Raw genomic sequence first — 19,876 nt, 5'->3', positions numbered from 1 at the left:
CCTTAAATTATTTATTTAAATTTTTATATAAAACATTTCCTAAACTTTGTATAAATTGAACTAATATTATAAGAACAATTACAGTATAAACCATAATATCAGTTTTAAATCCATTGTATCCATACTTTATAGCCACATCTCCAAGACCGCCGGCTCCAATAGCACCAGCCATTGTTGAATACCCTATTAGGTTTATTATGGTTAAAATAATTCCTCTTACAATAGAAGGAAAAGCTTCTTTAATCATAACTTTAAATAATATTTGACTTGTAGTAGCTCCAAAAGATTTAGCTGCTTCAATAAGTCCTGGATCAACTTCTTTTAATGCAGACTCTATAATTCTTGCAACAAATGGCGCCGCTCCAATAGTTAAAGGAACAATGGCTGCGGTTCTTCCTATACTTTTTCCAACAATCAACTTAGTTAATGGAAAAATTGCAATCATAAGTATGATGAATGGGAAAGATCTTAATACATTTATAATTAAATCAAGCAAACTATAAACAAACTTATTGGGTTTTAATCCATTATTATCTGTTAGAATAAGTATTATTGCAAATATAAAACCTAAAATCACTGCAAATAAGGTAGCATAACTTACCATATATACTGTATCTTTTAATCCTGTAATCAAAATTTCTTTAATCATTTTATATCACCTCCCAAGGAATAGATTTACTATTTAGGTATCCACATATTTTTTCCTTTTGTTTTTCCTCTACATTTATAATTAAGCTTCCCAAAACTTCTTGTCTAAAATTTTCTAACTTTCCCCATACTATTGAAAAATTTATATCTAATTCTCTAGCCATAGAAGTTATTACTGAGCTTTCACTTATCTCTCCTGGGAAGAACAATTTTATATTTATTCCATGATCAGGTAACAGCTCATCACCACATAATAATTTTTTAAGTTCTCCCTCTGGCCTTAAGAAAAGTTCCTTAACTAGACCAGCTGCTTTTATCTGTCCTCCTTCAATTAAAGCTACTTTATTGCAAATTTCTTTGATAACCTCCATTTGATGGGTTACTACAACTACAGTTATATTTAACTTTTCATTAATTTCTTTAATAAGAGCTAATATAGATTTTGTAGTTTCTGGATCTAGAGCTGAAGTAGCTTCATCACATAAAAGTATTTTAGGCTCTAGTGTCAAAGCCCTTGCAATGGCTACTCTTTGTTTTTGTCCTCCACTTAATTCTCTAGGCATACTCTTCATTTTATCTTTAAGCCCAACTAAGTTTAAAAGTTCAGTAACTCTCTTTTTTATATAAGCTTTATCTTTTTTCCATATTTCTAATGGCAAAGCTACATTATCATAAACATTTTTTGTATTAAGTAAATTAAAGTTTTGAAAAATCATTCCCATATCTTTTCTTAAAACTCTTATACCATCTAAATTTAACTCTTTTACTTCTTTTCCCATAACCATTATGCTGCCTTCATCATAGCTCTCTAATCCATTTAGACATCTTAATAATGTGGATTTACCTGCACCACTTCGTCCTATTATTCCAAATATTTCTCCTTCATTTATGTTTAAATTTACTTTTTGTAATACTTGATTTTGATGAAAATTTTTACCTACATCTTTAATTTCTATCACAGTAAACCCCCCTTTAGATTGTAAAAAAATAGACCTGAGGATATCTCAAGTCTTCACTTTCCTCCTCATCTTTCGGCATACACCGCAGGAATTAGCACCTTAGCATTACCTTAGTAATACTGGTTGCTGGGCTTCATAGGGCCAGTCCCTCCACCTCTCTTGATAAGCTCCTTATTAAATTTTACTAATATAAAAAAATTAAACCTGAGAATAATCTCAGGTTTTATACCCTAATTTTCTCCTCATCTTTCGGCACACACCGCAGGAATTAGCACCTGACATTACCTTAATAATATCGGTTGCTGGGCTTCATAGGGCCAGTCCCTCCACCTCTCTTGATAAGCGCTTAAATATTAAATTTTCTAGATGCTGTTTATATTATATTAATATTTCTTTTTATTGTCAATATTAAAAATAAACTTTTTTCATTTTTCGTCATAAAATTATTATTTAATTATAAAATTACCTTTAAAGTTTATTTCATTTTAAGAAAATTTTAAGGTTTTGTTAAAGGTATTTTTCATAAAGTTATGCTAAAATCAAAACGTGCTTTAAATAGAACCTTTAAGAAATATGTCTAAGGAGGAATTACATTAAATGAATGTTCTTGAAGTGGATAATATTTGTAAAAGATTAAGTGGACGTCCTGTAATTAGAGGGGTAAGCTTTTCCGTTAAAGAGGGAGAAATATTCGGATTCTTAGGACCTAATGGCGCAGGTAAAACTACCACTATTAGAATATTGGTTGGATTAATACATCCAGATGAAGGAAATGTTAGTATTATGTCACATAATCTATGTAAAGAAAGAGAAAAAGCCTTATCTTATTTAGGTGCTGTAGTAGAAAATCCAGAGCTTTATGCATATTTATCTGGTAAAGAAAACTTAATGCAAATTGCTAGAGTAAGAAATATTTCAAAAAATAAAGTAGAAGAAGTAATAGAGTTAGTAGGGTTAAAAGATAGAATTAATGATAAAGTAAAGAAATATTCTCTTGGTATGAAACAAAGATTAGGACTAGCAGCAGCTTTATTACCTGAACCGAAACTTTTAATATTGGATGAACCTACTAATGGATTAGATCCTTCTGGTATACTGGATTTTAGAAATATAGTAAAAAATATAGCTGAAGAAAAAAAGACTTCTGTTTTTATATCCTCTCATATATTAAGTGAAATTCAGCAGCTTTGTCATAGAGTAGCCTTTATAAATAAAGGTATAATTCAATCTATTGACAACATATATGATAATGACAATTTAATTAAAAATGAAACTCTAGTTATTAGCACTAAAGAAACTATAAAATGTGAAAGAGTTCTTCATGGTTTGGATTTTATTCGTCAAATTAATAAACAAGAGGATGTTATAGAAGTGACAATAAAAAAAGATTATACTACTGATTTAATAAAAGTCCTTATAAACAACGGAGTAAATATTCAGGAAGTATATAAAAAACATAAAGGATTAGAGCAAAGATATATGGAACTTATGGAAGGTGGCAAAATATAATGATATATTTAATCCATAATGAAATTATAAAAATACTAAGTAGAAGAAAAACTTATATTGTATTCTTAGCCTTTATTGCTTTAATGGCTACTATAGTTATTACTGGATATAAAGAGGAACAAAGAAGAATAAAAATGAATACTCCTGAAGCCAAAATAGAAATGCTTATTAATTCTAGGGATTCTTTACTAAATGAAAAGGCTAATATTTCTGAAGCAATAAAAGAAAGTCCTACTGAATTAAAAGCTCATAATAAAAATATTGATAATAAAATTAAAGAATTAGATAATCAAATACAAGAATTAACTAAAATGAAGGAGTTAGGCATTAATGAAATTGATTGGAAAAAAGATGTTAAAATTAACATAGCTCAATTAGAAAATGGCTTAAAAGATAATAATGAAGATATTAGTTATAAAGAAGAAACTAAACAGGAAATAAGGAAACTTAAATATTTTTTGGACAACAATATAAATCCTATGGAAGAAAGTAAGTTTAATTCCTTTAATTTTATAAAATTATTATTTAATGAAGTACTAGGTGGTATTATTCTTGCCATAGGAATAATATTATTTACATCAGATATAGTTTCTGGCGAGTGTACTCCACCTACATTAAAATTTTTATTAATACAACCCGTTTCAAGGGGAAAAATTCTATTTTCTAAATTTATATCTGTTACTTCTGTAGCTTTAAGCTTAATTTTTTTAGCTGAAATTATCTTCTTCTTGTTAGTAGGTTTATTTATAGGCTTTGGTAATCCTAATTATCCTACTTTTGTAGGCACTACATATAAGTTTGACTTTGCTCATATAAGTATGGGACAAAAATCTAACTTAGTTCAGATATTAGATAGTACTAAGGTTATTCCTATATGGCAAAATACTTTGTACATGTTTTTATTGCAAGCTTTATTTATAATATCTTGTTGTGCTTTTGCATTTTTAATATCCTCTATATTTAAAAGTAGCATGGCTTCTATGTCTTTAGGTATAGTTTCTGTACTATTTATAACAGTTCTTTCAGAAGTGGTGCCAGCAGTTAGAAAAATAGCTTACTTTTTATTTACCAGTTACGGTAGAGTAGGTACTTTACTGGAAGGAACCCTAGCATTAAAATTTAATAATCCTTCTGTAACTACTTCTTATGGAATAATGGTTTTAATTATATGGACATTAATATGTTATGTTTTATCGCACATTATATTTACTAAAAGAGATATATTGATTTAAAATTTATGACCAGATAAGAGATTTCAAAAATCTCTTATCTGGTCATTTATATTATTATTTAGTATCATATTTATTTAAATACCACTGCTTGTTATTTATAATAGTATTTAAAGCATACATAAAATAGTCTATCTCCTTAAAAGTATTGTATAATCCAAAACTAAGTCTTACAAATCCAAGTCTTCTTTCTCCCTGTTCTGCTATTTTCATTCTTTCTTCTATAGGAACATTTAATAATTTCTGTACATAAGGCTGGGCACAAAAACAACCTGTTCTAACTCCAATACCAAATTCATAAGAAAGTATTTTCGCTAAAGTTTCATGATATATTCCTTGTACATTAAAAGAAACAATTGATACGTTAGAATTACAACCAGAACAATATAATTTCACCTGTGGAATATTTCTCAAATAACTTAGTGCATATTTTAAAAGATTTTTTTCATATACTTCAATTCTTCTCATATCTAAATTTTTTAAAGTTTTTATTGCAGATGATAAAGCCACTACTCCTAAAAGATTAGGCGTTCCTGCCTCATCCTTTTCTGGAGTTTCATGCCACTTTATAAAATCATAAGTTACTATATCCACAGTACCTCCTCCTGAATAGTCAGGATTTATATCATCTAATTCAGCTTTAGGTCCTATAAGCACTCCAGTTCCAAAGGGAGCATACATTTTATGAGCTGAAAAAGCTAAATAGTCTATATGCTCTAAGTCATTGTGTTTTTTCATATTTACTGAAGCATGCGGAACAAGTTGAGCTCCATCTACTAATAATTTAGCATCATATTTATGAACTATCCTTGCTATATCATATATAGAATTTTTATATCCGGTTACATTAGATGCACCAGTTACTGTTACTAGTTTTACCTTGCCATAATACTTCTGTAATTTATCTTCTAAGTCTTCTATTAAAAGTCTTCCTGAGTTATCAACTTTAACATATTCTATATTGAATTTTCTCCAAGGTAAATCATTTGAATGATGCTCCATTTCAGTAGATATAATTATACTGTCATTATACTTTTCATACATCATATTTGAAAGCTTATTTATAGCTTCTGTAGTATTTTTTACAAAAATTACAGTATCTTTCTCTAAATCAGCTCCTACAAAATCAGCTACCACTTTTCTTCCATCTTCATAAACCTTAGTGGAACGTTGTGATTTGTATCCCATTCCCCGATGTATTGAGGAATAATACGGAAGAAAATTCATTAAATCATCAACAACGGTTTTAAAAGCTGGAGTGGTGGCAGCATTATCAAAGTTAACATATTTTACATATCTTTTATTAGCTGTAGGCACTATAGTATTAGATCCTACTATAAGATTGTAATAATTAACCACGGTTACCACTCCTAAAATTACTCTTTATATATATTATGAAAAAAGCAAAAAAGTAACCAGCTATTAAAATAATATTTTTCCAATATATAGTTTTATAGTATACATATATAAGTTATAATATGTATGTATACTATAAATAAAACAGAGGTGGTTATATGTTAAATTTTAATTATTCTATACCAACAGAAGTTTATTTTGGAAAAGGACAAATTAAAAAGCTATCTTCATGCATAAGAAAATACGGCAATTCTGTACTTTTAGCTTATGGTGGAGGAAGTATCAAAAGTAATGGTATTTATAAAGAAATTCTAGATATATTTTCTAATGAAGGCATTAAATATGTAGAACTAAGTGGTGTAGAGCCAAATCCTAGAGTAACTAGTGTGATTAAAGGAGTTGAGCTATGTAAAGAAAATAATATAAATTTAATTTTAGCAGTAGGTGGAGGTAGTGTTATTGACTGTTGTAAAGCTATAGCTGGTGGCGTTTACTATGATGGCAATCCATGGAATTTTTGTATAGGTAAAGCTCGTATCAAAAAAGCCCTTCCTATTGGAACTATATTAACTTTAGCCGCTACCGGTTCAGAAATGAATGGTAATGCTGTTATTAGTAATATGGAAACTGAAGAAAAGTTGGGATTACATAGTCCCTTAGTTAAGCCTAAATTTTCAATACTTGATCCCACATATACTATGACTTTACCTCCTAAACAAACAGCTGCAGGCACTGCTGACATAATGAGTCATGTTTTTGAACAGTATTTTTCTAAAACTGAAGGAACTTATATATCAGACAGATTTTCTGAAAGTATTATAAAAACTTGTATACATTATGCTCCTATAGCTTTGAAAGAACCTGATAATTACGATGCTCGTGCAAATATAATGTGGGCCTCATCTTTAGCTTTAAATGAACTTTTATCCTATGGTAAAATAACAGACTGGGCAACTCATGCTATGGAACATGAATTAAGTGCTATATTTGATATAACTCACGGTATTGGACTTGCTATACTTACTCCTCATTGGATGGAATATGTGCTTGATGAAACTACAGTAGATAAATTTGTACACTATGCAAAGTATGTTTGGGAAATCCCTGAAATAGAAGATAAAATGGCTATGGCTAAATCTGCTATAGCTAAGACTAAAGAATTCTTTAGCTGTTTAGGAATTCCTTCTACTTTAAGAGAAGTTGGAATAGCTGAAGATAAACTTGAAGAAATGGCAGCTAAAGCTGTAAAAAGAGGTCCTATTGGAAACTTTAAAAAATTAGAAAAAGAAGACGTATTAAATATATATAAAGCTTCATTTTAAAACCTAGTTACACTTAAAAACCTATTGAATGAAGGTAACTGTGCAATTTAAAAGTCACTTAACAGTTACCTTTATTTATTATTAATATATTAGTCCATATAATATTTTGTTAATTTTTTAATGGTTTTTTTCATCTCCTTTCTAAGGCCTTCTGGCTCTAAAACTTCAACCATTTCTCCCTGGCTTAATAACCACATTTTTATTCCTTTGCCAAAGACTCTTGCTTTTATTACAAACTCACCTTTTCCTTCCTTTATTATTTCCGCAGTAGGAAGCCTGTCCATTACTGATTCAATAGACTCTCCTCTATATGTAAATTTTACTGTTTCAATCTCCCCTGCCTGCATAAATTGAATTAAATTTCTAAATTCCCCCTCCTTAAATCTATCAATATAATCCACTTTAAACCCTTCTTCTAGTATGGTATAATCTTGAATCCTATCTAATCTGTACATGGCAGGATAATCAAAACCTTTTCCCTCGATAAAAGCAACTAAATAAAAGTAGTATTCAGAAAATAACATTCCTTGAGGATATAGAATTGAAATTGAAGATTTATCTTTGAGTTTTCCATTATTACCTATTTCATTATAGCTTATTTTTATTTTTTTTCGACTTTTAGTTGCTTTACTTAAATTCCATATTTTATCTATTAAATTCTTATTATGTCTTGGTGGTACATAATTATCTAATTGATTTATTATAAATTCTTTAATATAAAACCTCTCTTCATAGGAACAATGATACATTAATTTTGCTATTAATCGTTTTATTTCTTCTTTTGAAAAACCTCTGCTCTCCAATAATACTTTAGATATAGCTAAAATATCATTTTTTTCTAATCTTTTTTCATCTCTAAAATTTAAAACATATCCGCACTTTTGTCTAGAATAGCTAATATCCTCTAGTCTGTCCTGTTCTGATAGGTAATTTTTAATATTGTTTATGTATCTCTCTATGGTTTTAGTGCTGACCTTTAACTCCTCTGCAGCTTGTTTTTTATTCACAACCTTACCATATAATAGCTTCTCAAATATGTATATTAACCCTTCTGACTTATTGCTTCCCATGTAATTTCAACCATCCTTCTAATTTTATTGCCTTTTAAACTTCCCTTATCCAATTATTTATTTTGTTTTTATACATTTGTCTATCTGCTTCTTTAATTAAATTTTCTAAAGTCATATTTTTATTAAAGTCAAATTTAGCAAATCCCATGCTAATACTTATACTGTATTTAAATTCTTCTTTCTTATTTATATATTCCAGCTTTTTATTGATATCATTAGTTATAGCTTTTATTTCATATTTTTTTGCATTATTAAACACAAGTATAAATTCATCTCCTCCAACTCTAAATATAAAATCATAGTCTCTAATGCATTCTTTTATAACTTCAGTTACTTTTTTAAGCAGTCTATCTCCTTCACTGTGGCCAAAAGTATCATTGATATTTTTCAACTTATCTATATCAATAAAACAAATAACTAAATTATGTCTATTTAGTGTAGAATATTTCATGGCCTCTTTTAATTTTTTCAAACCAAATCCTCTGTTTAATACTCCTGTCATAGAATCAATACTAGCTTTTAATTCTAATCTTCTTATTTGTCGACAAAGTTTTTTTATTTTTTTATCCTTTTTAGTTAATTCATGCAATAACTCTTCGTAAGTCATATCAATATATCGCATACTACCAACTCCTACCTACAAAGCAAATTTTACTTATCTTTTACTTTTATTATAACAATGCACATAGACAGTTTCTGTCTATGTAAATTTATTTCTTAAAAATTCCCATATTTGTCTCCTTTAATAAAAAAACCTTATCTATTTTCATAGATAAAGTTTAAGTTGAGTATTTGTCTATAATATTTTTTAAAGTTTCAACTGCCAAAATGGGGTTTTTTCCTATGGATACTTCTCCTGCTAACATAAATCCGTCAACTTTATTTTTTATAAACCTATAAATATCATTCACTTCTGAAAGGGTTGGTATATTTTTTCTCTTCATTGAATCTAAAATATAAGTCCCTACAATAAAATCTTTTTTACTTTTTTTCATAATATTAATTAAATCCTCTTGAATCTTCGGTATATCTAAAATATCTACCTCTGATATTAAATCTCCTCTTCCAAGTAATATACCATCACTTTCTTTTAATATTTCTTTAAAATTTTTTATGCCTTCTAAGCTTTCTACCTTCGCCCAAAGTTTTGGCATTTTAATATTCTTATGCTTTTTATATTCTTTTATATATTGTTTAAGTTCTATCATATTCCAAGGATAACATACATAGGATAAACATATTATATCCACTCCATTTTCCAATCCCCATATAATATCCTTTTTATCCTTATCAGTTAATCCCATATCATTCCTATTCATCCCAGGAGCATTTACTCCTTTTTCAGCTCTTAATATTCCCCCTCTTTTTACTATGGTTTTAATTACTCCATGGCCATTTTCTATTATTTTAAATTCCATAGTAGCATCTTTCATAAGTATTCTATTAGCAGAATTTAAAAAAGAAAAATCTCCATTAAGAATTAAAGGTACAAAAATATATTCATTATTTTTAGTTCTACTAAGATTTTTATAAATTTCTTCACTGCAAAAACAAACCTTGTCCATAGGAAAAACCTTTATCTCCCCTTTAAATAAGTTACTTATTCTTAACTTATTTCCTTGTAAATCCTGTAGTATGATAATATCTTTATATTCCTTTCTGCAATGATGAATTAAAAACTTAGTAAAATCATAGTCTATGTGGGAAAAATTGAATCTTAATACATTCATCCCTGCTTCTATAAGTTCACCTAATATCTTAGTATTATTTACATTTGGGCCTATTGTACAAAGTATTTTCATCTTCTTCCCCCTCTACTTTATATGGTAAAGTTTTATAGTATATACAATATCACAAACATTTTCCTCTTACCAGCATTTCCTATACTATAAAATCTAATTATAAATATATAATAAATATTTTATAAAATAAAAATGATAATTATTACACTGAAATTAGCCTTTTAACTTTTCTCCACTTTAAATTTATATATATTAATACAAGCCACCTTTAAAATTCCATACAAAGGTACTACTAAAAAAGCAGCTATTGGTCCCCCTAAAGCTACTGCACCTATTACTAAAAATATATCAGTTAATGGGTGAATTTTCATTGTATGACCCATAATCATAGGGACTACTATTCTTCCTTTTAACGTTTGTACTATTATAAAAGTTAAAGCTAATTTTATCATCATATTTAATCCCATAGTAAAAGCTATAATCCAAGGAACAATCATGGATATAAAAAATCCTACAAAAGGAATAAATGCTAATATAAAAGTAATAGATGATAGTATTAAAGCATTTGGCATACCTATAATTTTATAACCGATAAATATCATTGTTCCCAAGGATAGTGCCACCTTACTTTGCCCCACCACATAATGACTAAAAACTTCATTGCTCTCCTGTAATATTTTATCTATTACTTTTTTATATCTATCTGGTGACATTTTTATAATTTTATCTTTTATTTTATGTCCATCTTTAAACAAATAAAATATGGTTATAACTATAAGAAGAATTTTTGAAAATCCATCCATTATGTAATTAAAACCTTTTAATATACTACCTCCTACATCTTCAATATATTTATTTGCACCTTTAATTAAATTTTTATATAGCTGTTCTAAATTTATGTACTTATTAATTTCCATTACAGTTTTATTAATTTCTTTTTTATTTTCTAAAATTGATTTCAATTCTTTCAACTCATAAACTATATGAACTCCTAGATAAAAAAATATTGCTGAAAATATAAACATACTTAATATTATAGTTAATAGAGAAGATATATTATTCTTTAACCCTTTTTTTAAAAATATATTGTTTAATGGTTTTATAATATAGTAAAAGAAAACAGATATAAATAAAGGAAGAAGAAAAGCCTTGAACACTATAGATATTAGTTTATAAAAAACACTTATCTTACTAAAAAGAATTATTGCAATTAAGACTAGATTAATTATTATTAAGTTCTTTATTATCTTATTATAGTATATATTTACCTCCTCCTTAAAAAATAATTACTTTTATTTTAAGCACTATTATACTAATTATTCATTATCAATATTAAAAAAGATGCAAACAAAAAGTGTATGCATCTTTTTTAATAAAGTAAAATCTATTAAATAATTCTGTTTGTTAAATTTATTCATAGATTTATTATATACAATAGCATCTAGTATATTTTAATTTATATGTTGACTCTGAAATCCTTCTCTTTTCACAGAATGTCTTTTCAATGTTCTATTGTGATTTTTAGCTTCTTCACTGGTTATTGGAGTTTGATAATTACATTTTTCCATTCTAGCCTTTTTATTATCTGGTTGGCTATCTTTTGCCATAACTAATCCTCTCCTCTCAATTTTCTATTAATTATTATTCTATCCCTTTGTAAAGATATTATTTATTAATAAACTAAAGAATTGCTGTTAATATCCATATATAAATAGGATAATATATCGCTACTTCCATATAGATTATTTTCGCTCCATATTCTTCTTTTTTCTACAATAAAAATTATCAATAAATGTCATAAAAACTATTGAATTGTCATTTAATATATGTTACATTGTTCGTAATTTATTTTTTATAAATTTAAAGCTGAAAAATTTATGGAGGTGAATATATGAAAAGAGAGAGTTTTTCAGGTACTATTGCTGTTTTCTTTGCTACTCTTGGATCTGCTGTAGGTCTAGGTAACATATGGAAATTTCCTTATGTAGTAGGCGAAAATGGTGGAGGCGCATTTTTATTAATTTATCTTATTTGTATAATGTTTGTTGGTATACCTGTAATGGTAAGTGAATTTTATATAGGCAGAAAAACTCATAAAAATGTTATGGGAGCTATAAAAGAGTTAACTCCTAATCCATTCTGGAAAATCATAGGAACTTTCGGTATATTTTCTGCATATTTTATTATGTTTTTCTATTCTTGCGTTGCTGGTTGGGTTTACTCCTATGTGTTTAAAGCTATTAAAGGAGATTTAGCAAATGTTACTACTGCCTCTGTTGGTGAACTATTTAGCAAAACAGTAGCTGGTCCATTACCTCCATTAGTATGGCAATTTATCGCTATAACCGTGGTATCATTAATTCTTATTAAAGGTGTAGAAAAAGGTATAGAAAGAGTTACAAAAACTCTTATTCCTGTATTATTTATTTTAATAATTGTGTGTGGTATTAGAGCATTAACACTTCCAGGTGCTTCTGAGGGATTAAAATTTTTATTTAAAGTTGATTTCTCTAAAACTACTCCTGGAGTAATATTAGCTGCAATGGGATTAGCATTTTTTAAACTTTCCTTAGGTATGGGTACTATGGTTACCTATGGTAGTTATTTTACAAAAGATACTAATTTATTAACTACATCAGCTAAGGTAGCTGTTGCTGATACTATAGTGTCTTTACTAGCAGGTATAGCTATATTTCCAGCAGTATTCTCTTTTGGTATGAAACCTGAAGCTGGTCCCGGATTATTGTTTATGACTATTCCTTTAGTGTTTTCAAAATTGCCTTTTGGTAATATTCTTTTAGTCATATTCTTTTTCTTAACTGCAATTGCAGCTACTACAGCTATGATATCTATAGTGGAGGTTTTAATTGCATATTATACAGAAGAAAGAGGCTTTAAAAGACGTAGTGCAGTAATTATAAATGCTATTATAATATTATTAATAGGTTCTCTAGCCACATTATCTGCTGATAAAACAAGCATTTTAGGAAATATACATGTATTCTTAGGGAAAGGCTTCTTTGATACTTTTGATTTTATATCTTCAAATATATTGTTACCTTTAGGCGGTCTTTTAATTGCTATATTTGTAGGTTACTTTGTAAATAAACAATCTGTATCTAATGAATTAACCAACAATGAAACTCTTCAAAACAATAGAATTATCACGGCCTATCGTTATATATTAATGGGTGTAACTCCAATATTATTAATAATAGTATTTTTAAATTCCTTAAATATAATAAAATTTTAAAATTTAATTAAGTATAAAAAGGAGCTGTGACATTAAGAAATTTACATACAATATATTGCTTTGTAAATCAATAACAAACACAATATGTTGTAAGATTTATTCTTAGTGCCACAGCACTTTTTTTCTATGCCCTTAAGTCTTTTTTGTTAAAAATGAAAGTACTCAATATAAATCCTACAATTAAGCATGCTAAAACAGGAGTATAAAATTTTGTTCTCTCTCCTAAGCTTAAAAGTCTCACAATCTTATTAAAAGGAAAAATAAAAACTTCTAAACTATCATTTGCATACATACCGCCAGCTAAAGTACATAAAAGAAGTATAAAAGATGGAACAACTTTAGGTATAATAGAAGATATTACTGATGATAATGCTAAGATTGCATTACTTATAAGATACATAAGCGCTACTGCCTTGAAATTATATATTAAAGCATCTACTGCATTATAGAGCCTTGGATTAGTATAAAAAGTTGTTGTACTTACTTTAGGAAATAATAAATACCCAAAGATTGTAGAAGCAATAAAAAACACTGTAAAAATAGCACCAGCAAATAAACTTTGAACTATTAATTTTGAAATCCATAATTGAGTTCTAGTATAAGGTCTTGTAAGTATTAATCTATATGCCCCACTTTCATATTCTCCGCTTAAACTGTCTATAAAAAGTACTGGAAGTACTATCAGAAAAAGAAGTAATATTAAATTTTTCATACTAAATATAGCAAAATTTAAAGAATTTATCTTAGTGGATATATCCGGTGTGTAAAACTCTGTACCTGACCCCAAAAACGGAGTTTTATCCCAAACCAATGTAAATATAAAACTTACTATCAACATCAATATACATATTTTATTTTTCTTTGTCTTTCTCATTCTTAAAAATTCACTTATAATTAACTCCTTCATTTTCATACCCTCCATTATATAAAGTGATCTTCTTTGCAGAATATGTTACAAGATAAAGTGCCAAAAATCACTACGTGCAATATTAAACCTATAATTATCCAAGATGAATATATAAAATATCCACTTAAAAAAAGACATATACCTTTATATTGAATTTCAACAATAGGCAGTAACCATAGTTTTATTGCTAACTCATTTCCAATTAAGTGTCCAAAATGCTTAATTGTTGATGAAAAAATTCCTCCTGCTATAATAGTTGATATACACACTCCTGCAACTCCTGTTACAGTCTTACACTTAACTGCAACAAAAGTAAACATAGATAGTATTGCTATAATAGTAACAAATCCTATAGCATAATATTTAGCTGAATATAGAATTGCCTCTGAAATTGATACAGGATTTTTATAATAAAAAAGCATTACCTTATCTAATTTAGGAGCTACAAAATATCCAACTACTGTACTCATAACAAAAAAGGTTATAAAAAATATAAATAGAGTAGTAATAATAGAAGCTATCTTAGCAAAAAATATTTCTTTAAAAGAATACCCTCTAATCATAACCAATCTTATTTCACCATTTCTATATTCCTCAGTAATAGAACTACATACAAATAATATAGTAAATATATTAAATAAAGTTATTAATACTTCCTGGAACACCATAAAAGAATAGTTACCAAAAGACACAAATTCCGGACTTTGAATTGTATGTTTATAATTATTATTTAAATAATATTTTGAGGCACCTGCTATTGCAAGAGGAATAAGAATAAAGCATATCCAAGTTAACTTTCTTTTCCATATCCTTTCAAATTCACTTTTAAAAAGTTCCATTATGCTAATGCCTCCTGGCTATCTAGTATTTTTATAAATATATCTTCAATGTTTCCACTACCTATAGAAAATAAATCTTTTGAAGTTCCTTTAAATTTTAAGCTTCCCTCGTTTATAATTACAAAGTTTGTACACATCTTTTGAAGTTCATCTAATAGATGACTAGATACTAAAAATGTTATATTATATTCTCTATTTAATTTAAGAATAATTTCTCTTAAATCCTTCATTCCAATAGGATCAAGACCATTAGCTGGTTCATCTAAAATAATTATTTCAGGATTTCCTAAAAGAGCTTGAGCAATACCAAGTCTTTGCTTCATTCCAAGTGAATAAGTAGATACTTTGTCATTACCTCTTTTATCTAGATTTACAATTTTTAAAACTTCTTCTACTCTATTTTCTCTTTTCTTTTTAGGAATATTAGGATGTAATCTTATAAGGTTACTTAAAACTTCCTTTCCAGTCATATAATTAAAAAATATGGGCGACTCTACTATTGCTCCAAGATTTATAAGAGCTTCTTTTCTATTATTAGTAACATCTATTCCATTAATTAAAATTTCTCCTTCATTTGGCTTTATAAGTCCTGTTAAAAGTCTAATCATAGTAGTTTTTCCCGCACCATTTGGTCCTATAAATCCACATATTTGTCCCTTCTTAATTTCAAATGACATATTATCAATAATGGTTCTTCCTTTTATTTTTTTACTTACCCTTTTAATTTCCATTATATTTTCCATTTAAAATTCCTCCTACAGCCTAATATTGTTTCTCTATTATTTTATTGTAGAAGCTAATTCTAAAAATTTTATAAAGAAATAAAAAAACTTGCTAATTTTTAAATTAACAAGTTGTATTGAATGTTGACTAAACATTAGATAAAATGGTAATTAAATAGAAAAAACAGTAAAGTTGTTCATATTAAAATATTTTTTGATGGAGGTATATCTATGGAATTAAAACAGACTATAATAGAAAGAAGAAGTATACGAAAATTTAAAGACAAAGAAGTTCCAAAAAAATTAATAGAAGAAATTATTAAGCTAAGTATGTGGGCACCTTCAGCTATGAATACGCAACCATGGAAATTCTATGTTATTGGTGGAAATAAAAAAGAAGAATTTAAAAAAATAATGTGTAATTCATTTAAAGATTTACAGTATAGACTACATGATTTGTTTAAAGATAAAATGGTTAATATGATAGAAAAGTATTTTACCAACTTTGGAAATGCTCCATATTTTATCGCTGTTACAACAGATAAATTATCAAATGAAGTTTATCAAATAGGTGCTTATGAAAGTGCAGCCGCTGCAATACAAAATCTATCTTTAGCTGCTCACGAAGCTGGACTAGCTACTTGCTGGATGACTGGTATTTTATGGACAGAAAATGAAATATTAGAGTTTTTAAACGCTACTGATAAAAAATTAGTTGCCATTCTAACCTTAGGCTATCCTGATCAAGAACCACCAATACCTCCTAGAAAAGATGAAGAAATTATTTGGATAGAATAATCCCTTATAAAAACTAATAGTTAAAAATCTAAAAAAGTGGTTAAATAAATTCAAATTTAACCACTTTTAATAAAATTTTATATTGACTATATCTTAAATTTTTTATCATTTCATTAAGTCTTTAAACTAGCTATGTTGAAATTTTATCCAATCCCACCATAGAATATACCCAATATATAAACTATAATTGTAAGTCCACAAAATACATATCTTGTCATTGGTTCAAACCAAGAGCCTAACTCCTTTTCGCGTCCTAATTGTACTTGTTCTTTTGCAAATTTGGATCCACAAACCCAGTAAAACATAATTGCAGCTAAAAGCGCTCCTAAAGGAATAACATAAATAGATATTACATCCATCCAAACACCAAGCTTATTTGAATCTTCAAGTACTATTCCAGTAATTGCTCCAAACAATGCAATAACAGCAACTGAAGTTTTTCTAGAAAGTTTAAATTTATTTTGTAGTGCTTCTATGGGTGTTTCAAATAGATTCATTAAAGATGTAACCCCAGCAAATAACACAGCTATAAAGAAAATAATTGAAAATAATTGTCCCATAGGCATTTGCTTAAATACACTTGGCATTGTAATGAACATAAGAGGAGGTCCTGCTGCTGGATCCATTTTAAACGCAAACACTGACGGTATAATTACAAGTGCCGCTAGCATTGCTGCAATTGTATCAAAAATAGCTACATACTTTGCACTTTCCACAACATCCTCAGATTTCTTTAGATAGCTTCCATATACTAAAGTTCCTGAACCTGCTAATGAAAGCGAAAAAAAGGCTTGCCCTAAAGCATATACCCATGTTTTAGGATCCCCCAAAAACTTCCATCTAGGAATAAATAAATACTTATAACCTTCCATAGCTCCTGGTAATGTAGCTACACGAATTGCAAGTATGAAAAATAAACCAAAGAAAGCAGGCATTAATACCTTATTAACCTTTTCTATTCCGTTAGAAACACCAGCAATCATAACAATAAATGTTAAAGCCAATCCCATCATATGCCAACTAAGGCTTCCTATTTTGCCAGCTATTGCGCCAAAATATGCTCCGCTATCTGAAGCATTTGTCATTGATCCAGTAATAGCTCCCACAGTAAATCTAAGTATCCATCCTACAACTACTGAATATCCTATAGCAATTCCCAATGAACCTATTACTGGGATAAGCCCAATAATATCTCCATGTTTCTTTCCTCTTCTCTCCAATGCCTTTTTAAAGGCTCCCAGTGGACCTGTTCCCATTGCACGACCAAAGGACATTTCTCCAATAACCCCTGTAAATCCAATAACTATAATAAATATAAAATAAGGAACTAAAAATGCAGCCCCTCCAAGTTGTCCTACTCTATAAGGAAACATCCAAATATTCCCCATACCTACTGCTGAACCAATACACGCTAAAATAAAACCAAGTTTAGAGTCAAAGGTGTCTCTATTATTGTCACTACTTATGTCCACATAATTTTTTCCATGATTGTTATCTCCCATAACATCTCTCCTTTTAATAATATTATTATAACATTTTATAGAAGCTCATTGATTTTCTATAAAATATCAATTCTTTCTTATAAGTTTATATTTTTTCATTTAATATCTATCATTGTAAGTTAACATTTTATGATGTAATTTTAGAAAAGTTTTTTAGATATGTATTAATTTAAGAGGTTTTATTTAGTTCTTTAAATAAATATAGAAAGTGAAAAAGAGTTTATCATGGAAATTAAATTTTCATGATGGATACCATTTGTATCTCTTATCTCTTTCCCACTTTCTATAAAATAAGCTTTATAATGTATTTGTTACTAATCTACTTATTGCTAATTATCACAAAAACATCGTTATGAGAAAAGTGAAAAATACGCAAAACACATGGCTAATATTTACATGTTTTGAATATATTCGCTCATACATTGCCAATTATCTATAAAGTTTAGAGATCTGTTTATTTTACTGGTTCAAGGCTTGCTTGGAAGTGACGAAGAACTTTTGGCTCCCATGTTATTCTATAACCTTTAACAGCACTTGCTCTTTCCTTAATTGAAATAAGAGCATCTGCCATAATATCAATATGAGCTTGAGTATATACACGACGTGGAATTGCAAGTCTTGTAAACTCAAATTCTGCATGAAGTTGTTTTCCAGTATCAGGATCATTACCTAACATATAAGATCCAATATCACATGTACGAATTCCTGCTTCTTTGTAAAGTTCTACTGCTAAAGCTTGACCAGGGAACTCATAATATGGAATATGTGGGAACATAGCTTTTGCATCTACAAATACTCCATGTCCTCCTACTGGTGATTGATAAGCTATTCCTGCTTCATCAAGACGTGATGCAAGATACTCCATCTGTCCTATTCTATATCTTAAGTAATTTTCATCAATTCCTTCATAGAGTCCAATTGCTAAAGCTTCAAGATCACGTCCTGAAAGTCCGCCATAAGTTACAAATCCTTCAAAAGAAATTGTACGTCCTTTACATAATTGGTATAGCTCTGCATCTTCTTTAATACCAATTAATCCTCCCATATTAACAATAGTGTCTTTCTTAGCACTCATGGTAAACATATCTGCATAGCTAAATACTTCCCTAACAATTTCTTTTATAGATTTATTTTCATATCCTGGTTCACGTTGCTTTATAAGATAAGCATTTTCTGCATAACGTGCTGCATCTATACAAAGTTTAATATTATATTTCTTACAAATTTTAGAAGTTTCCTTTATATTTTGAACAGATACAGGCTGGCCTCCTGCAGAATTATTTGTTATAGTCATAATAACAAGTCCGATTTTATCTGCTCCATGTTCTTTTATTAATTCTTCAAGCTTTTTAGTATCCATGTTTCCCTTAAATGGTATTCTTAGTGATGGATCTGCAGCTTCAGGAACAACACAGTCAATTGCTCTTGCACCTGTAAGTTCAACATGTGCTCTTGTTGTATCAAAATGCATATTTGATATAGAATATTGACCTTTTCCCATTAGCAATCCAAAAAGAACTTTTTCTGCTGCACGGCCTTGATGTACAGGCTGAATATATTTATATCCAAATATATCTTGTGCTGCTTCTACTAATTTAAAATAACTTGAAGCTCCTGCATAAGCTTCATCACCTCTCATTACACCAGCCCATTGATCTTGGCTCATTGCATTTGTTCCGCTGTCTGTTAACAAATCGATGTATACGTCTTCACCTTTAAGACTGAATAGGTTATATTTTGCCTCAGCAATCTTTTGGTCCCTTTCTTCACGATTAAGCATTTTAATTGTTTCAACCATCTTAATTCTAAATGGCTCTGGTACATATTTAATATTCATAAAACCCCTCCATTCTTTTAATTTACTTTATCTATGTAATCTTAAGTAAATTAAAATAAAAAATTTTATAATTTAATTTTTTAAATTATTAGCTATTTAATATAACTGTAGTTTTGTTATGATTTTCTATTATCATTGTAATTTATTATAATTTATATGCAGGCTATTTTTGTTTTATACTAT

General features: G+C 28.4%; 18 protein-coding genes and 2 riboswitches. Of the genes, 5 read left to right on the top strand and 13 right to left on the bottom strand.

Annotated features, from left to right (window positions below):
- Positions 1–7 precede the first annotated feature (7 nt).
- Together J2Z24_RS04225 and J2Z24_RS04220 are read right to left on the bottom strand one after the other, a co-directional pair.
- On the bottom strand, positions 8–649 hold the full coding sequence (locus J2Z24_RS04225) for a methionine ABC transporter permease (RefSeq protein WP_035146377.1): 642 nt from the start codon (positions 647–649) through the stop codon (positions 8–10).
- 1 nt (position 650) lies between these two features.
- Entirely contained in the window at positions 651–1,607 is a 957-nt protein-coding gene (locus tag J2Z24_RS04220) for a methionine ABC transporter ATP-binding protein (RefSeq protein WP_035146374.1), read from the bottom strand.
- Positions 1,608–1,669: 62 nt separating this feature from the next.
- A riboswitch (SAM riboswitch) is annotated at positions 1,670–1,776 on the bottom strand.
- 70 nt (positions 1,777–1,846) lie between these two features.
- Positions 1,847–1,952, bottom strand: a riboswitch (SAM riboswitch).
- A gap of 252 nt (positions 1,953–2,204) precedes the next feature.
- On the opposite strand from J2Z24_RS04220, the gene J2Z24_RS04215 reads away from it, so the two are divergent.
- Positions 2,205–3,116: an ABC transporter ATP-binding protein gene (locus J2Z24_RS04215; RefSeq protein WP_035146370.1), complete on the top strand. Its 912-nt coding sequence runs from the start codon at positions 2,205–2,207 to the stop codon at positions 3,114–3,116.
- Entirely contained in the window at positions 3,116–4,348 is a 1,233-nt protein-coding gene (locus J2Z24_RS04210) for a DUF2705 family protein (protein WP_051593175.1), read from the top strand. The genes J2Z24_RS04215 and J2Z24_RS04210 overlap by 1 nt, the downstream gene beginning before the upstream one ends.
- Before the next feature lie 54 nt (positions 4,349–4,402).
- On the opposite strand, the gene J2Z24_RS04205 is transcribed toward J2Z24_RS04210, so the two are convergent.
- Positions 4,403–5,704 (bottom strand): aminotransferase class V-fold PLP-dependent enzyme, encoded by a 1,302-nt coding sequence (locus J2Z24_RS04205; RefSeq protein ID WP_111947529.1) that lies wholly within the window; start codon positions 5,702–5,704, stop codon positions 4,403–4,405.
- Positions 5,705–5,859: 155 nt separating this feature from the next.
- Here J2Z24_RS04205 and J2Z24_RS04200 point away from each other — a divergent pair, with 155 nt between their 5' ends.
- Positions 5,860–7,023, top strand: coding sequence for an iron-containing alcohol dehydrogenase (locus tag J2Z24_RS04200; RefSeq protein ID WP_035146363.1), 1,164 nt, complete (start codon positions 5,860–5,862; stop codon positions 7,021–7,023).
- 89 nt (positions 7,024–7,112) lie between these two features.
- Here J2Z24_RS04200 and J2Z24_RS04195 read toward each other — a convergent pair whose 3' ends face one another.
- The 5 genes from J2Z24_RS04195 to J2Z24_RS04175 all read right to left on the bottom strand — a co-directional run bounded on the left by J2Z24_RS04195 (position 7,113) and on the right by J2Z24_RS04175 (position 11,442).
- Positions 7,113–8,093 carry a helix-turn-helix transcriptional regulator gene (locus J2Z24_RS04195; RefSeq protein ID WP_035146361.1) on the bottom strand — a complete coding sequence of 327 codons (981 nt, stop codon included), beginning with the start codon at positions 8,091–8,093 and terminating at the stop codon, positions 7,113–7,115.
- A gap of 34 nt (positions 8,094–8,127) precedes the next feature.
- Positions 8,128–8,715 carry a GGDEF domain-containing protein gene (locus J2Z24_RS04190; RefSeq protein WP_035146358.1) on the bottom strand — a complete coding sequence of 196 codons (588 nt, stop codon included), beginning with the start codon at positions 8,713–8,715 and terminating at the stop codon, positions 8,128–8,130.
- A 157-nt stretch (positions 8,716–8,872) separates the two neighbouring features.
- Entirely contained in the window at positions 8,873–9,895 is a 1,023-nt protein-coding gene (locus tag J2Z24_RS04185; protein WP_035146356.1) for a pyruvate kinase, read from the bottom strand.
- A 161-nt stretch (positions 9,896–10,056) separates the two neighbouring features.
- Complete coding sequence (locus J2Z24_RS04180) at positions 10,057–11,022, bottom strand: AI-2E family transporter (RefSeq protein WP_504739216.1); 966 nt, start codon at positions 11,020–11,022, stop codon at positions 10,057–10,059.
- A gap of 264 nt (positions 11,023–11,286) precedes the next feature.
- Positions 11,287–11,442 carry a hypothetical protein gene (locus tag J2Z24_RS04175; protein ID WP_173680214.1) on the bottom strand — a complete coding sequence of 52 codons (156 nt, stop codon included), beginning with the start codon at positions 11,440–11,442 and terminating at the stop codon, positions 11,287–11,289.
- 284 nt (positions 11,443–11,726) lie between these two features.
- On the opposite strand from J2Z24_RS04175, the gene J2Z24_RS04170 reads away from it, so the two are divergent.
- Positions 11,727–13,088 (top strand): sodium-dependent transporter, encoded by a 1,362-nt coding sequence (locus J2Z24_RS04170; protein WP_035146350.1) that lies wholly within the window; start codon positions 11,727–11,729, stop codon positions 13,086–13,088.
- Between the two features lie 124 nt (positions 13,089–13,212).
- Here the strand turns inward: J2Z24_RS04170 and J2Z24_RS04165 are convergent, their stop codons facing one another.
- The 3 genes from J2Z24_RS04165 to J2Z24_RS04155 are packed head-to-tail and all read right to left on the bottom strand — an operon-like array spanning position 13,213 to position 15,577.
- The gene (locus J2Z24_RS04165; RefSeq protein WP_035146347.1) at positions 13,213–13,995 is read right to left on the bottom strand and encodes a DUF2705 family protein; all 783 of its coding nucleotides are present in this window, start codon (positions 13,993–13,995) and stop codon (positions 13,213–13,215) included.
- Positions 13,996–14,009: 14 nt separating this feature from the next.
- The gene (locus J2Z24_RS04160) at positions 14,010–14,834 is read right to left on the bottom strand and encodes a DUF2705 family protein (RefSeq protein WP_035146344.1); all 825 of its coding nucleotides are present in this window, start codon (positions 14,832–14,834) and stop codon (positions 14,010–14,012) included.
- Positions 14,834–15,577: an ABC transporter ATP-binding protein gene (locus J2Z24_RS04155; RefSeq protein WP_035146341.1), complete on the bottom strand. Its 744-nt coding sequence runs from the start codon at positions 15,575–15,577 to the stop codon at positions 14,834–14,836. Before J2Z24_RS04155 ends, J2Z24_RS04160 begins: the two co-directional genes overlap by 1 nt.
- 210 nt (positions 15,578–15,787) lie before the next feature.
- Between J2Z24_RS04155 and J2Z24_RS04150 the strand changes: the two genes are divergently transcribed.
- Complete coding sequence (locus tag J2Z24_RS04150) at positions 15,788–16,354, top strand: nitroreductase family protein (protein ID WP_035146339.1); 567 nt, start codon at positions 15,788–15,790, stop codon at positions 16,352–16,354.
- Between the two features lie 143 nt (positions 16,355–16,497).
- On the opposite strand, the gene J2Z24_RS04145 is transcribed toward J2Z24_RS04150, so the two are convergent.
- The gene (locus tag J2Z24_RS04145) at positions 16,498–17,856 is read right to left on the bottom strand and encodes a sodium-dependent transporter (RefSeq protein WP_035146337.1); all 1,359 of its coding nucleotides are present in this window, start codon (positions 17,854–17,856) and stop codon (positions 16,498–16,500) included.
- A 454-nt stretch (positions 17,857–18,310) separates the two neighbouring features.
- A complete protein-coding gene (locus J2Z24_RS04140; protein WP_035146333.1) occupies positions 18,311–19,693 on the bottom strand; it encodes a tryptophanase in 1,383 nt (460 codons plus the stop codon).
- Between the last annotated feature and the right edge of the window lie 183 nt (positions 19,694–19,876).

The organism is Clostridium tetanomorphum, assembly GCF_017873215.1.
Taxonomy (GTDB): domain Bacteria; phylum Bacillota; class Clostridia; order Clostridiales; family Clostridiaceae; genus Clostridium_AO; species Clostridium_AO tetanomorphum.
Note: the sequence above shows the minus strand (reverse complement) of the source record. Positions and strands in the feature narration are given on the sequence as shown.

Excerpts from the sequence above, each read along its gene's own strand:
- J2Z24_RS04225 (WP_035146377.1), bottom strand. The coding sequence starts at position 649 with ATGATTAAAGAAATTTTGATTACAGGATTAAAAGATACAGTATATATG.
- J2Z24_RS04215 (WP_035146370.1), top strand. The coding sequence starts at position 2,205 with ATGAATGTTCTTGAAGTGGATAATATTTGTAAAAGATTAAGTGGACGT.
- J2Z24_RS04210 (WP_051593175.1), top strand. The coding sequence starts at position 3,116 with ATGATATATTTAATCCATAATGAAATTATAAAAATACTAAGTAGAAGA.
- J2Z24_RS04200 (WP_035146363.1), top strand. The coding sequence starts at position 5,860 with ATGTTAAATTTTAATTATTCTATACCAACAGAAGTTTATTTTGGAAAA.
- J2Z24_RS04195 (WP_035146361.1), bottom strand. The coding sequence starts at position 8,093 with ATGGGAAGCAATAAGTCAGAAGGGTTAATATACATATTTGAGAAGCTA.
- J2Z24_RS04190 (WP_035146358.1), bottom strand. The coding sequence starts at position 8,715 with ATGCGATATATTGATATGACTTACGAAGAGTTATTGCATGAATTAACT.
- J2Z24_RS04185 (WP_035146356.1), bottom strand. The coding sequence starts at position 9,895 with ATGAAAATACTTTGTACAATAGGCCCAAATGTAAATAATACTAAGATA.
- J2Z24_RS04175 (WP_173680214.1), bottom strand. The coding sequence starts at position 11,442 with ATGGCAAAAGATAGCCAACCAGATAATAAAAAGGCTAGAATGGAAAAA.
- J2Z24_RS04170 (WP_035146350.1), top strand. The coding sequence starts at position 11,727 with ATGAAAAGAGAGAGTTTTTCAGGTACTATTGCTGTTTTCTTTGCTACT.
- J2Z24_RS04165 (WP_035146347.1), bottom strand. The coding sequence starts at position 13,995 with ATGAAGGAGTTAATTATAAGTGAATTTTTAAGAATGAGAAAGACAAAG.
- J2Z24_RS04160 (WP_035146344.1), bottom strand. The coding sequence starts at position 14,834 with ATGGAACTTTTTAAAAGTGAATTTGAAAGGATATGGAAAAGAAAGTTA.
- J2Z24_RS04155 (WP_035146341.1), bottom strand. The coding sequence starts at position 15,577 with ATGGAAAATATAATGGAAATTAAAAGGGTAAGTAAAAAAATAAAAGGA.
- J2Z24_RS04150 (WP_035146339.1), top strand. The coding sequence starts at position 15,788 with ATGGAATTAAAACAGACTATAATAGAAAGAAGAAGTATACGAAAATTT.
- J2Z24_RS04145 (WP_035146337.1), bottom strand. The coding sequence starts at position 17,856 with ATGGGAGATAACAATCATGGAAAAAATTATGTGGACATAAGTAGTGAC.
- J2Z24_RS04140 (WP_035146333.1), bottom strand. The coding sequence starts at position 19,693 with ATGAATATTAAATATGTACCAGAGCCATTTAGAATTAAGATGGTTGAA.